Source organism: Marinicella gelatinilytica (genome assembly GCF_026410405.1).
GTDB classification, from domain to species: Bacteria; Pseudomonadota; Gammaproteobacteria; order Xanthomonadales; family Marinicellaceae; genus Marinicella; species Marinicella gelatinilytica.
Genome location: NZ_JAPMLN010000007.1, coordinates 48,906 through 62,126 on the forward strand (window position 1 = coordinate 48,906; position 13,221 = coordinate 62,126).

At 43.8% G+C, this 13,221-nt stretch carries 15 protein-coding genes; 11 read left to right on the plus strand and 4 right to left on the minus strand.

Going from position 1 to position 13,221, the window contains the following annotated elements; all coding sequences use genetic code 11:
* Positions 1-63 precede the first annotated feature (63 nt).
* Complete coding sequence (locus OS173_RS06125) at positions 64-354, plus strand: hypothetical protein (protein WP_267183391.1); 291 nt, start codon at positions 64-66, stop codon at positions 352-354.
* A gap of 6 nt (positions 355-360) precedes the next feature.
* Here OS173_RS06125 and OS173_RS06130 read toward each other — a convergent pair whose 3' ends face one another.
* Both OS173_RS06130 and OS173_RS06135 read right to left on the minus strand, forming a co-directional pair.
* Positions 361-819 (minus strand): YiiD C-terminal domain-containing protein, encoded by a 459-nt coding sequence (locus OS173_RS06130; protein ID WP_267183392.1) that lies wholly within the window; start codon positions 817-819, stop codon positions 361-363.
* Positions 820-821: 2 nt separating this feature from the next.
* Positions 822-1,088: a hypothetical protein gene (locus OS173_RS06135; RefSeq protein WP_267183393.1), complete on the minus strand. Its 267-nt coding sequence runs from the start codon at positions 1,086-1,088 to the stop codon at positions 822-824.
* Positions 1,089-1,197: 109 nt separating this feature from the next.
* On the opposite strand from OS173_RS06135, the gene OS173_RS06140 reads away from it, so the two are divergent.
* From OS173_RS06140 to OS173_RS06155, 4 genes are read left to right on the plus strand one after another with little or no spacing between them, the layout of a single operon-like run.
* Positions 1,198-2,244 (plus strand): sensor histidine kinase, encoded by a 1,047-nt coding sequence (locus OS173_RS06140; RefSeq protein WP_267183394.1) that lies wholly within the window; start codon positions 1,198-1,200, stop codon positions 2,242-2,244.
* Positions 2,241-2,912 (plus strand): LytR/AlgR family response regulator transcription factor, encoded by a 672-nt coding sequence (locus tag OS173_RS06145; protein ID WP_267183395.1) that lies wholly within the window; start codon positions 2,241-2,243, stop codon positions 2,910-2,912. Before OS173_RS06140 ends, OS173_RS06145 begins: the two co-directional genes overlap by 4 nt.
* Positions 2,913-2,914: 2 nt before the next feature.
* Positions 2,915-3,838: a hydroxymethylbilane synthase gene (gene hemC, locus OS173_RS06150; protein WP_267183396.1), complete on the plus strand. Its 924-nt coding sequence runs from the start codon at positions 2,915-2,917 to the stop codon at positions 3,836-3,838.
* The gene (locus OS173_RS06155) at positions 3,835-4,575 is read left to right on the plus strand and encodes a uroporphyrinogen-III synthase (RefSeq protein WP_267183397.1); all 741 of its coding nucleotides are present in this window, start codon (positions 3,835-3,837) and stop codon (positions 4,573-4,575) included. The genes hemC and OS173_RS06155 overlap by 4 nt, the downstream gene beginning before the upstream one ends.
* On the opposite strand, the gene OS173_RS06160 is transcribed toward OS173_RS06155, so the two are convergent.
* Positions 4,570-5,055, minus strand: a complete 486-nt coding sequence (locus tag OS173_RS06160; RefSeq protein ID WP_267183398.1) for a hypothetical protein — start codon at positions 5,053-5,055, stop codon at positions 4,570-4,572. The two genes, OS173_RS06155 and OS173_RS06160, sit on opposite strands and share 6 nt — an antisense overlap.
* 75 nt (positions 5,056-5,130) lie before the next feature.
* Between OS173_RS06160 and OS173_RS06165 the strand changes: the two genes are divergently transcribed.
* The 5 genes from OS173_RS06165 to bfr all read left to right on the plus strand — a co-directional run bounded on the left by OS173_RS06165 (position 5,131) and on the right by bfr (position 9,230).
* Complete coding sequence (locus OS173_RS06165) at positions 5,131-5,490, plus strand: DUF2782 domain-containing protein (protein ID WP_267183399.1); 360 nt, start codon at positions 5,131-5,133, stop codon at positions 5,488-5,490.
* 2 nt (positions 5,491-5,492) lie between these two features.
* Complete coding sequence (locus tag OS173_RS06170) at positions 5,493-7,088, plus strand: FMN-binding glutamate synthase family protein (protein ID WP_267183400.1); 1,596 nt, start codon at positions 5,493-5,495, stop codon at positions 7,086-7,088.
* A gap of 12 nt (positions 7,089-7,100) precedes the next feature.
* Positions 7,101-8,363, plus strand: coding sequence for a dicarboxylate/amino acid:cation symporter (locus OS173_RS06175; RefSeq protein ID WP_267183401.1), 1,263 nt, complete (start codon positions 7,101-7,103; stop codon positions 8,361-8,363).
* 96 nt (positions 8,364-8,459) lie between these two features.
* The gene (locus OS173_RS06180) at positions 8,460-8,672 is read left to right on the plus strand and encodes a (2Fe-2S)-binding protein (RefSeq protein WP_267183402.1); all 213 of its coding nucleotides are present in this window, start codon (positions 8,460-8,462) and stop codon (positions 8,670-8,672) included.
* Positions 8,673-8,765: 93 nt separating this feature from the next.
* Entirely contained in the window at positions 8,766-9,230 is a 465-nt protein-coding gene (bfr, locus tag OS173_RS06185) for a bacterioferritin (RefSeq protein WP_267183403.1), read from the plus strand.
* A 42-nt stretch (positions 9,231-9,272) separates the two neighbouring features.
* Here bfr and queF read toward each other — a convergent pair whose 3' ends face one another.
* Positions 9,273-9,626, minus strand: a complete 354-nt coding sequence (gene queF, locus OS173_RS06190; protein WP_267183404.1) for a preQ(1) synthase — start codon at positions 9,624-9,626, stop codon at positions 9,273-9,275.
* Between the two features lie 73 nt (positions 9,627-9,699).
* Here queF and smc point away from each other — a divergent pair, with 73 nt between their 5' ends.
* Entirely contained in the window at positions 9,700-13,209 is a 3,510-nt protein-coding gene (gene smc / locus OS173_RS06195; RefSeq protein ID WP_267183405.1) for a chromosome segregation protein SMC, read from the plus strand.
* The last annotated feature ends 12 nt before the right edge of the window (positions 13,210-13,221 follow it).

Consider the following 13,221-nt stretch of genomic DNA (forward strand, 5'->3'; position numbering starts at 1 on the left):
TGGTCTTCGCTATTTCATAATGATGGTTGAGATTATTTCATTTGTTTAAAAAAGAGGTACAACATGGCAAACAACCGCTCAACAAATCACTGTATTAAACAAACAGCGTTGGTTACGGCTTTGCTGTTGGAATTAACGGGTCTCCAGGCAGCCACCATTAACGTTGATGGTACCACCTGTACATTTGCAGATGCGGTGGTGGCAGCCAATAATAATGTCGCCACCGGCGGATGTTCTGCGGGATCGGGTGATAATACCATTGAGCTGACTTCACCGGTGATTAATGTCTCTGCTCAAGCAACCATTAAATCAAACATAACAATCAACGGCAATGGCAACAATGGTTTTGAATGAAATTAATCATCCCTTGACTTGATTGAGAATCACATAGCTGGCAGACATGTTGGTGCAGATTTGCTTGCGTTGGTTTATGACCTGCGCGTCTGCCGTTATTTTGGGCTGCTGTCGGTTGTTTATGGCAGCGATTATATCGGGCCAATGAACCTGACCCTGTGCGCTGATTATTAGGTCGTCATTTTGCGCTTTGTGCCAACGGGTTTGGGCGTTGGCAATCACCACATCGTTGTTAAAACCTCTTTGTTCTAAATTAAATTTAATTAGTGACCAACCGCAGACAGTCATAAGCGCACTGCTGCTGCCACCGAAGATGGTTTGTTTGTCATTGAGGTTGGGGGTAGTGGGTGCTTTAGCGGTAAGTTTGTTTTCTGAGCAACTGATTAACTGCAGTTGCATAAAGCGAACCAGTGGAATGTTTTGGTGCAGAAAATTATTAAAAGCCGCTACGTTGCGGTCGGACATGGTTATTGATTATCTCTGAGGCCTGAGGGAAGCAGCAAATCAAACATGCCACCTAAGCGTGAGCGCTTAGATTTGGTGGCGGATTCTTTTTTGGCGTTAGCCGAGGACTGTTTATTAACGGATTTTTTCTCTTGGGTATCGTCAGCGCTGATGGAACTGCTAACAGGTAGCCATTGATTGCTTTGTTCAGGCTCGTTTATAACTTCACCGGCAGCGGCGAAGGCCGACCACATCAGTGCCAGTAAAAATATGATAAATCGAGTTGTCATGGTGTTTACCGAGGAACAAATTACTAATCGTGGTCATTTTTCTATAAAATAGCTGAAATTGCAAACAATCTGATCAGTTTTTTCATGATTTTCGGAGTCCATAGGCATTATGCCAACAGTTAAGCCTGAAAACAGACCATCAAAAATCCGCAACCATAAGTGGCTTATGGATTTGTCACAGCCTTTAGCGGTTTTTACGGTGGTGGTGATCACCCAAATGGTGGTGCTGGTTTACTCACTGAGTTTTCTCAATTTGAGTTTTAGTTATCTCAATCAACTGGCGGTGTTAAGTTTTGTGGCACAATTATTAGCAATAAGCTTGGTTCTGTTATTGGTATTATTCCGAGAGCGACTCAATCAATTACCAGCGATGTCCGGTGTGGTACTGGTTTTAATACTGACCATTGTCGTTACCACTTTTTTCACGGCGTTTTTGTTGTGGGTTGATCGGGTTTTAATGTTCCACTATGTGACTGATGGCTTGCTGACCATTGTTAAGGTGGTGGTGGCCACTGTTTTGACCATGGTGTTATTACTGCGTTATTTTTATGTTCAAAACCAATGGCAACAACAAATTAAAGCGTTGGCGGAGGCGCAAATGAGTGCTTTTCAAGCTCGCATTAAGCCCCATTTTCTATATAATTCTTTGAATTCAATTGCAGGTTTAATTGCCATTGATCCGCCGGCGGCGGAGCAAGCGGTGATGGATTTATCCGGTTTATTTAGAAAAGCGTTTACGCAAAGAAGTCAGAATATGACCAGCTTAGAAAAAGAGTTGGCATGGGTGAATCAATATTTAGCCATAGAAAGGTTGCGTTTGGCAGAACGTTTACAGTATCAGCAGCAAGTGGATGGACGTTTATTAAAGCAATCAATACCTTTGTTGACCATTCAGCCGTTAATTGAAAATGCGGTTATTCATGGTATTGCCCATTTAGCGGAAGGTGGTTGTATCAATTTGGACATTACAAAACAGAATGATTCAATGCGGATATCGGTTCGCAATCCGTTTACACCTGATCGGGTCAAAAGTGGCAGTGGCACCGCATTGGCCAACATTAAAGCCCGATTAGCTCTGCATTATGGCAATCAAGCGAGTTTAACAACCGACCACAATGACGGTTGTTTTCAGGTTCTGGTGATGATACCGTTATGAACATTCTAATTGTAGATGATGAACCTTTGGCACGGCGAAGATTGGCGGGCTTGTTAGCGCATTTGGGTTCACACGAAATAATAACCGCTAATAATGGCGAGCAGGCGTTGTCTTTGGTCGCGGAGCAACACCCTGACGTGGTTTTTCTGGATATTGAAATGCCGGTAATGGATGGTATGGAAGCGGCTCAAATTATCAGCCGAGATTTTCCACAAACAGCCATCATTTTTTTAACCGCTCATGAGCAATTTGCGTTACCGGCTTTTGATGTTAAGGCTGTGGATTATTTATTAAAACCGGTTGCCAGTGACCGTTTGCAAGAAGCGTTGCAACGGGTTGAAGTCAGTGAACAGGCTTATCTCAGTGTTAAACAGGGTGGTCGACTGTTACGGGTACCGGTGGACAATATAATTTGTTTACAGGCAGAAGATAAGTATGTCACAGCCTATTTAAGTGATCGCCATTATTTATTGGATCAAAGTTTGATTGAAATAGCGAATTGTTATCGACAATTCATTAGAATACACCGCAGCTGGCTGGTGAATATTCATTATTTACGAGGTGTAGACATGGATAACAATCATTCTGCCGTAGCGTTATTAAAACACATTGATATTAGGCCGCCGATTAGTCGACGACAACTTACAGAAGTAAAAAAACATATATAGTTATGAATAAAAAGACCCTTACATTAGCCACCCGTGATTCGGCATTGGCTTTATGGCAAACCAAGCATGTGGCGGCTGCCATAGAATCTCAAACTGATTTTCAGACAAAGTTGTTGCCGATGACCACTGAAGGGGATCGCCGTTTGGAAGTGACTTTGAGTAAATTAGGCGGTAAAGGATTGTTTTTAAAAGAGCTGGAACAGGCCATGTTAGCCGGTGATGCAGATATTGCAGTACATTCAATGAAAGATGTGCCGGCGAAAATGCCTGCTGAGTTTCAGTTGTGTGCGGTATTTGAGCGGGCGGATCCCAGTGATGCTTTTGTGTCCAATCACTATCGAGATTTAAAGGACTTGCCGGAAGGCGCTGTGGTGGGAACTTCCAGTTTGCGCAGACAGGCCCAGTTATTGTCTGTGCGACCGGATTTGCAAGTTAAACCGCTGCGTGGCAATGTCAATTCCCGCTTACAGAAACTCGATGACGGTCAGTATGCCGCCATTGTATTAGCGTCAGCCGGATTAATTCGTTTGGGATTTGAAGATCGCATTGCGTCACGACTAATGGCACCTCAGTGGCTGCCGGCGGTATCGCAGGGTGCCATTGGTGTGGAGTGTTTAGCCAGTAACACTGAACTCGCTGCGGCGTTGTCGGTGTTAAATCATGCGGACACATGGCTGTGTATTCGTGCTGAGCGGGCTTTAAATTTAACCCTGGAAGGTTCTTGTTCTGTGGCCATTGGCGCTTATGCGGAAGCTTTGGCCGATCACAGCATACATTTAAAAGCAGCGGTATTCAGCCCCGATGGTGAACAGGTGTTGACTGCGCAACAACAAGGTTATGATCCTGAGTCCCTGGGGCGGGTGGTGGCTGAAGACCTGTTGTCACAAGGCGCAAAAGAAGTTTTGGCATTGAGTGAGCAGGCATGACCACCGTTGTACTTTCTCGTCCTCAGCATCGTATTCCAGCGGCTCAACATGATTATCAACAAGCCGGTTATAAAACATTGTCGATGCCTTGTTTTGCGGTTCAAACAAACACTGAAGTAACCCCGGAGCAACTGGCGCAGGCAGAACGGGCGCCGCTGTTGCTTATTTTTAACAGTAACGCCATTAAGCATTTGCTGTTATTGAAACCGGATTTTACCTTGTCCCAAAACACCACCGTGATGGGCGTGGGTGAAGGTGTGGCAGATTACTGGCAAGCACACTTTGATCAGCCGATTTTAACACCAGCATCTCAGGATTCCGCCGGCATGATGGCATTATTGGATCACCATCGGCCGGAGAATTTAGTGATTCTTACAGCTGCCGGTGGCTTGGATTTAGTGAGACGTTATTGTATTGATAAGCAAATACACTATCAGCAAATCAACACCTATCAACGGGTGCCGTTAAGTCTTGATTTTGAACCACTGAAACAATCATTAGATGAAAAAAAATCTGTGGTGCTAACAGCCACCAGTGGTCTGATTTTGCAACATTTTTGGCAACAATGCCCCGATAATCTAAAAACAAAAATCTGTGAATTGCCACTGATCAGTGGTGCCGAGCGTATTAGTAATATAGCCAAAGATTTGGGTTTTCATAAGGTGGTTATTGCGGATAGCCCGTCAAATCAGGATATGATTGCGGCGTTGATCAGTGTTGAGACCAGACAGTTATAAGAAATCCAAAGGCCTTGCAGGTTGCCAGCGCGCATGTGTGATTCGGTAGTCATCATTATGTCGCTCAAAAGTCACCTGAAATTTCATTAAATCAGCATTAATTTTTGCCAAATCCGCGACATTAAAGGCTGTGGCAGCCATGGCCACAACCACTTCAACTTGTGCCGATTGATTACCATTATTCAGCCATTCGATATTTTTAAGTTGCGGGTGAATGTGTACAGAAGTACGGCGCATCAAACGTAAGCGAAGCATGCGTTCAATGTCTTTTTTACCCCAGCCACGTTCGGTTTGAATGTTATCAGCAACATGTGTCATAAAATTATCCACATGCTTATCTTCAACAGCGGTTTCCATGGCTTTTATATGTGCAATGATCTGATCATTTTTGTTGACCTGGTCACCGCCACAACTGACCAGTATTAGTGATATTAAGATTAAAAATAAGCTGTTGAGATATTTGGCTGCGAACTTGACCATAAAATTGATTTAAAATTGATGAGGTCCATTGTATCATGAGCTGCAATCATCTTAACCTCGTATTTGGAGAACCCCATGCGTTTACATGTGCTGATAATGATTCTGGTTTTAAGCGGACATGCTGTGGCACAATCACCGCAGAATCAACCTGAAAATACGTTACACCACAATGCCGAGAAAGCCGATTCAAATATTCTTTTGGATCATGTTAAGGCTGACAAGCCTAAGGATAACCAGGTTAGTGTCATTATCAAAAAAGACCAGATCGTCGAAGAATATCGTCACAAAGGTGAACTTATTATGGTGAAAGTTATTCCCGCTGAAGGGGTGCCGTATTACATCGACCCACAAGTTAGGAACAAACGTACCGGCGCGCACAGCGATTTAATCAACAGCGGTGTCGAGCCGGTGTATTGGGTTATTAAAAGGTTTTAAACATGACTGTTAGACAAAAATTTCTGGTATTACTGCTGGTGATACCAACGTTAACTGTTGTCTGGGCACAATTTTGGCCGGGGGCATGGTGGTTTTTTATTGTTTGGGCGCCTTTGGGTGTTTTGGGTCTGATCGATATGTTCCAAACCAAACAAACCATTCGCCGTTTGTATCCGGTGCTGGGACATTTTCGCTATTTATTGGAGTCTTTTCGCACAGAAATTCAGCAGTATTTTATTGAAGATGACTTGAGCGGAACCCCAATTAACCGTGAGCATCGTTCTTTGGTCTATCAGCGTGCTAAAGGGCAGCGTGATACCCGGCCTTTTGGTACCATTATCGATATCAATGCCAATGGTTATGAGTGGATTAACCACTCGGTATCACCGGCGAAGATAAAATATTACCATCCACGGGTGACCATCGGTGGAAAAGATTGTAAACAGCCTTATCAGTCCTCTTTGCTAAATATTTCGGCCATGAGTTACGGTTCTTTGGGGCATAATGCCATTGAGGCCTTGAATTTAGGTGCCAAGCGAGGCGGGTTTGCGCATAACACTGGTGAAGGTGGTATTAGTCCCTATCACATGAAACATGGTGGCGATTTAACCATGCAATTCGGCTCCGGTTATTTTGGTTGTCGTGATAAAGATGGTCATTTTGATCCTGAGCTGTTTGCTGAAAAAGCCACCCGGGATCAAGTGAAAATGATTGAAATAAAATTATCACAAGGTGCCAAGCCCGGTCATGGCGGCGTGTTACCAGGGAGTAAGGTCACGCCTGAAATTGCTGCCATTCGTCATGTTGAGCCCTACAAAACGGTGGAGTCTCCGGCCAGTCACAGTGCCTTTAGCACGCCCGTTGAGTTATTGCAATTTGTTGCCAAAGTGCGCGACCTATCTGGCGGCAAACCGGTGGGCTTTAAATTATGTTTAGGTAAAAAGTATGAATTTTTAGCTTTGTGTAAAGCCATGGTTGAAACCGGTATTTTGCCGGATTTTATTACCATAGACGGCAGTGAAGGTGGTACCGGGGCGGCGCCCATCGAGCTCACCAATTCAGTGGGCACACCGCTGCGAGATGCTTTGGTTTACATTAATAATGCTTTAATCGGTACCGGATTAAGACCTCACCTGAAAATCATTGTTGCCGGTAAAATTATCTCTGCTTTTCATATGATTAAAGCGCTGGCACTGGGTGCTGATACCGTTAATTCAGCGCGTGGTATGATGTTTGCCTTAGGCTGTATCCAAGCACGTGTGTGCGATACAGGGTTTTGTCCCACCGGTATCACCACCCAAGATCCGGCGCGAAATAAAGGCCTGGTGGTTGAGAATAAGGCTGAGCGCGTGGCCCGCTATCACTGTAAAATGCTGGAAAATATGATTGATTTACTGGCCGCAGCGGGATTGCGGTCCTTCGATGAACTAAAGCCGCATCATATTATTCAGCGGGTACAAGGTTCTTTGGTGAGAAACTATGAAGAACTATATCCGACTCTGGAAGCCGGAATTTTATTGGATGATGAAAACCGACCTGCTATGTGGGAAGCGGATTGGCGACAAGCCGATGCCCACCGTTGGCATAACCCTCTTTAAACACATAAAAATATGAATTTAACCAGAAAAATAATTATCTACATGATCATTGGTGCCGTTATCGGCATTGCACTCAATGTCACCAATTTAAAATCAGTTGGCTTTATTGATGACTATGTTATTAATGGATTATTTTATATTGTCGGTCAATTATTTATACTGTCCTTGAAAATGATGGTTGTGCCGTTGGTGTTTGTGTCCCTGTTTTGTGGCACAACCGCCTTACGTGAACCGGCGATGCTGGGTTCTTTGGGAGGTCGTACATTGGCTTTCTACCTGTTTACCACCGCCACCGCCATCACCATTGCGCTGACCTTAGCCATCACATTTGGCGTTGGCAGTGGTGCTGAAATTCCCACAGATGTGAATTATGTGGCAGCTGAAGGCCGTAGCTTTACAGAAGTTATTTTAAGCATCTTGGATAATCCGGTACAAGCGATGGCAGACGGTAATATGTTGGCGATTATTATCTTTGCCATTTTATTGGGTTACAGCGCCGGTAAGGCCGGTGATGCCGGACAAAAAGTCATCAGTTTCTTTAAAGACTTTAACGAAGTTATTATGAAATTGGTGATGGTGATTATGGAATTTGCACCGATTGCGGTGTTGGCTATTTTGGCCAAAGTATTCGCTGAACTGGGCTTTGATGCGGTGTTGGCTTTGGGTGGTTATTTCTTTACAGTTTTGATTGTTCTATTTGTCCATGCTCTGGTGGTTTACCCAACCTTGTTAAAAGTATTGTCAGGTTTAAGCCCACGTATCTTTTTCAGTAAAATGCGCAGTACCCTGTCATTTGCTTTTGGCACCTCCAGTTCCAATGCCACCATTCCGGTGACCTATAAAACCGTCACGGAACGGCTGGGTGTGGAAAATTCTGTGGCTTCGTTCTCCGTGCCTTTTGGTGCCACCATTAACATGGATGGCACATCCATTATGCAGGGTGTGGCAACGGTCTTTATTGCCAATGCCTATGGCCTGGATTTGACCGGGGGGCAATTGGTCACCGTGGTGCTTATGGCGACCATGGCATCGATTGGTACCGCCGGTGTGCCCAGTGCGGGTTTGGTGATGTTGCAAGGGGTGTTGTTACAGGTGGGGTTGCCCATAGAAGGCATTGGTATCATTTTAGGTGTCGATCGCTTATTGGATATGACCCGAACCGCCGTTAATGTCACCGGTGATGCCACTGTGACTTGTATTGTGGCTAAGTCAATCGGTAAATTTGATGAAGATGTTTACAATGACCCCAATGCCGGTGAAGAAATGCTGGAATAATGGTTTAATCTAATAGTGTAAACGATTCGCATTTAGACGTTGACAATCATTATCATTGGCGATTAAAATAGCCATTGATTCAGAAACACAATGATTATGTACGTTTGTATTTGCCACGGTATTACCGAAAAAGACATTCAAAAAGCGGCCCGTTCAGGTGTCAATACCATCTCTAAATTAGCCGCTGAAACCGGTGCCACCACTGGATGCGGTAGTTGTGCGGATATGGCCGAAGATATTTTGCGCCAACAAACGCTGCAACATGATTTTCTACAAGTTTTATCCCCACAGAAAACCCAATTCGCTTAACCACCCAATTCCTATAAATTTCGCTGTATTCACAGCATTCGCAGCATGAAAATGATAAACTAAACATGTTTTTAATTTCAGGAGTTTATCGACGTGAAAGGTGATAAAAAAGTTATTCAGATGCTTAATAAGGCTCTTTACAACGAGTTAACCGCCATTAACCAATATTTCATGCATTCGAAGATGTTGGAAGACATGGGTTTTAGTAAATTGGCTGCTAAAGAACGTGAGGAATCCATCGATGAAATGAAGCATGCGGATATCCTCATGGATCGTATCTTGTTTTTGGAAGGCTTACCCAACTTACAGGATTTAGGAAAGTTACGCATCGGTGAAACCGTTGAAGAAATGTTGCGCTGTGATTTAGCCATGGAATTAGATGCCATACCGGATTTACGGGATGGTGTTGAGTACGCAGAATCAATCCGTGATTATATTTCGCGCGACTTGTTCCAGGAAATTTTAGATTCCGAAGAAGAGCATGTGGATTGGCTCGAAACCCAGCTTGGGCTTATTGAGAAAATAGGTGAACAAAACTACTTACAATCTCAAGTATAAGCAGACTTCAATACAGAGAAAAGGGCTTTGATAGCCCTTTTTTTATTTGCTGTGCTCAATCACCACGTCGGTGTATATGCCGCCACGGACATTAAATTTCATGGTTAATTTCATCCAGCGCGGGTCAATGGCATTGACCAAATGGTCCAGAATTTCATTGGTCACGGCTTCGTGAAAAGCGCCGCGCTCACGGAAAGTCCACATGTATAACTTCAGTGACTTCAGTTCAATACACAAATCATCAGGTGTGTACTCAATCTTTAATGTGGCAAAATCAGGCTGACCGGTTTTAGGGCATAAACAGGTGAATTCAGGGATATCCATAATGATGGTATAATCCCGGTTTGGATTAGGATTTGGGAACGTTTCTAATCGATCTGAAGGTTGGGTGGTCATGATAAACTTCCATTACAATAAAGGGCGCTGACCATACCGAAAAATAAAAAAGAAAGCAAGCAAAAAACATTTCATGAGACTTTCAAAGATAAAATTAGCCGGTTTTAAATCATTTGTTGATAGCACTGAAGTGGTGTTACCCACTAATTTAACTGGTGTTGTCGGCCCCAATGGTTGTGGTAAATCCAACATCATTGATGCGGTTCGCTGGGTGATGGGTGAAACCTCTGCCAAAATGTTACGTGGCAGTGCCATGACCGATGTGATTTTTTCCGGTTCCGCCACCCGTAAACCGGTGGGCATGGCGACCGTTGAGCTTGTGTTTGACAACAGTGATGGTCAAATTCAAGGGGAGTATGGTGGTTACAATGAAATATCCGTTAAACGCCAAGTAAATCGCGACGCGCAATCTAATTATTTTCTCAATGGCAGTAAATGTCGGAAAAAAGACATTGTCGATTTATTTTTAGGCACGGGCCTGGGTCCACGTAGTTATTCAATCATTGAACAGGGCATGATTTCCAATATCGTGGAGTCCAAACCTGAGGATTTACGTGGCTATATTGAGGAAGCCGCCGGTGTTTCTAAATACCGCGAACGTCGCCGCGAAACGGAGCGTCGAATACTGCGTACCCGTGAAAATCTGGAACGACTTGATGATTTGCGTACTGAAGTGGGTAAACACATTCAGCATTTAAAACGACAAGCCAAAAATGCTGAAAAATATACGGACATAAAAAAGCAATCCAAACAATTAAAAGCTGAAGTATTGGCTCTGAGGTGGCAGCAGTGGCAGCAACAAGCGGAATTAGGCCAACAAAATATTACCCAGTTACAAACCGCTTATGAAAAAACCAAACGGGGCTTAACGGACAGTGAAAAAAACATCACCCAACAACGAGACGCCTATCAGCAAAGCAGTGATGCACAAAATCGTTTCCAAGAGCAGTTATATCAAATTAATGCCGAAATTGGCAAAATCGAACAAGCCATCAGCCACGCTAAAAACCTGTCTGAAAAAAACCAGCAGGATTTAGCGGCCACCGAATATGACATTGAGCAACAACAGCGCCAGCAAAAGGATGATCAAGCGGCCATTGCCTCGCAACAAAAAATATTACAGGCTGAGCAACCGCGCATGGAAATGTTACAAGCACAGTTGGATGCAGCGAAAGAAACCACCGAAGATCATGAAATGACGCTTCAGCAATGGCGGTCAAAATGGGATGCCTTATTACATGACATCAACGAACAACAAAGACAGGCCGATATTGAGAAAACCAAAATAGCCTCTCTGGAAGCCGCTATGGTTAGGCAGGTGGAGCGACTTAATAATAGGAGCCAAACTGATTCTGCTGAAGAAATATCAACCTGGCAGCAGCAATTAACTGAGTTGTCTGATTTGCAACTAAAACAACAGGACAAGTTAAGTCACTATTCAGCAACATTGGATGATTTAAAGGCGCAGAAACAAGACAATGAACAAGCACTCTCAGATTTACGTCAAAGCATTGACAACAATAAAACACAACTTCATCAAATCAAAGGCCAAAAAGGTTCATTAGAAGCCTTACAAAAGGCGGCCATTTCTGAAGACAATGCCGACTTAAATGATTGGTTACAGCAAAAGCAAAGCCAAATTCAAACCCGTTTGGCGCAAGCAATTAAAGTTGACAGCGGCTGGGAGAATGCCGTAGAAACGGTGCTCAATGAACGTTTACAAGCGCTGGTGACTGACCATCATGATCTAACCCAATTATTAGCTGATTGGCGATTTGGAACGATGACCGCCGTGCATGCCAGCACACAGGGCAGCGAGGCCCTTGGTGGCCGTTTAGCACAGCATGTAAAAGGACCGGATGTGGTGATTGACTGGTTAAATAATGTACAAATTTGCAGTGATTTGTCGCAGCTAAATAACCAGCGCCAAAAACTAAAAGATGGTGAATCGATAATCACTCAAACAGGTGATTGGTTTGGCCGTGATTGGCTAACGGTACACCGTGGCAGTACCCAAGAAAACTTTTTATTGAGACAAAAACAAATTGAACAGTTAATTGAGGATATTGAAACTCAACAACAGGTTATTGCTGAACAAGAAGCAACATTACAACAACGGCAAGAAACTCGACAAACCATTAATCAACAAATTGAACAACTACAATTAGACGTCAACATGGCGCACCGGAAGTTGTCGGAACTTGACAGTCAAGTCAAACAGAAACAACATTTAATTGAACGTGAACAACAACAAGCTGATCAAAAAAACCAAGAAGTACAGGCGCTAAAACAGCAAATGGCTGAGGATGAAAAAGCCTTACATGCTTCTCGAGGTCAGTTACAAACCGCGCTTAATGCCATGAAAAAATTACAGGCTGAAAAAACTGTCTTGGCTGAACAGCAGGAGCAATTAAACGCAGACTATGACCAAGTAAAAACGCAATTAAATGATATTTCTGAACAATTTTATCAATGCCGCTTAAGTCATTCTGCGGCGGATAATAAAGTGCAAGCCCTTAATCAAAGTTTGCAGCGGGCAGCCGATAACATTCGTCATTTACAGAAACGCAGAGATGAACTGCTGTCACAATTAAACAAGCAATCAAACCCTGCTGACAACCAACAAACGTCTTTGGATAATTTAATTAAACAACGCATTTTGGTTGAACAGCAGCGCAATGACCAAGCCCAAAAGGTACTTGATTTACAAACTGAATTGACAGCCATGGAGCAGTCACGGGCCAGTCATCAGCAACACATTGAAACCGCTCGTTCTGCTTTGGAAAATGCTAAATTAGAACGTCAATCCAATCAGCTGAAGGCCGACGGTTTTGCTGAACAATTAGAAGATCTGGGTTATGAACCAAAGTCTGTGGTGGCAGACATGGCGGTGGCAGACAATGCGGTGGCTGATTTGGTGCAACAAAAAGAAACACAAATGGAGCAGCTTCATCGCCATATTGTGCGCTTGGAACCGGTCAATCTGGCTGCCATTGATGAGTACCAAGAAGAATCAAAACGGAAGCAATATTTAGATGAGCAGGATGAGGATTTACGCCAAGCATTGGATACCCTGGAACAAGCCATTGCCCGTATCGATAAGGACACCCGAACTTTATTTAAAGAAACTTTTGAAGCTGTTAATAGCCACATTAAACAATTATTTCCACGTTTGTTTGGCGGCGGCCATGCCTATTTGGAATTAACCGGCCATGATTTATTGACCACCGGCGTGGCCATAATGGCGCGTCCTCCGGGTAAGCGGGTATCCAGTATTCAGTTGCTATCAGGTGGAGAAAAAGCGTTAACGGCGGTGTCTTTGGTGTTCGCTATATTTAATTTAAATCCCGCACCTTTTTGTTTGTTGGATGAGGTGGATGCGCCTTTGGATGATGCCAATGTCACCCGATTCTCAGAAATGGTGAAAGACATGTCAGAAAAGGTGCAATTTTTATTCGTGACCCATAATAAAGTGACCATGGAGATTGCCAATCAATTGATGGGTGTTACCATGCGAGAAGCCGGGGTATCGCGGTTAGTGAGTGTTGATTTAGCCACGGCCTCTGAGTTGGTTGAGGATTAACCTGGCAGCCAT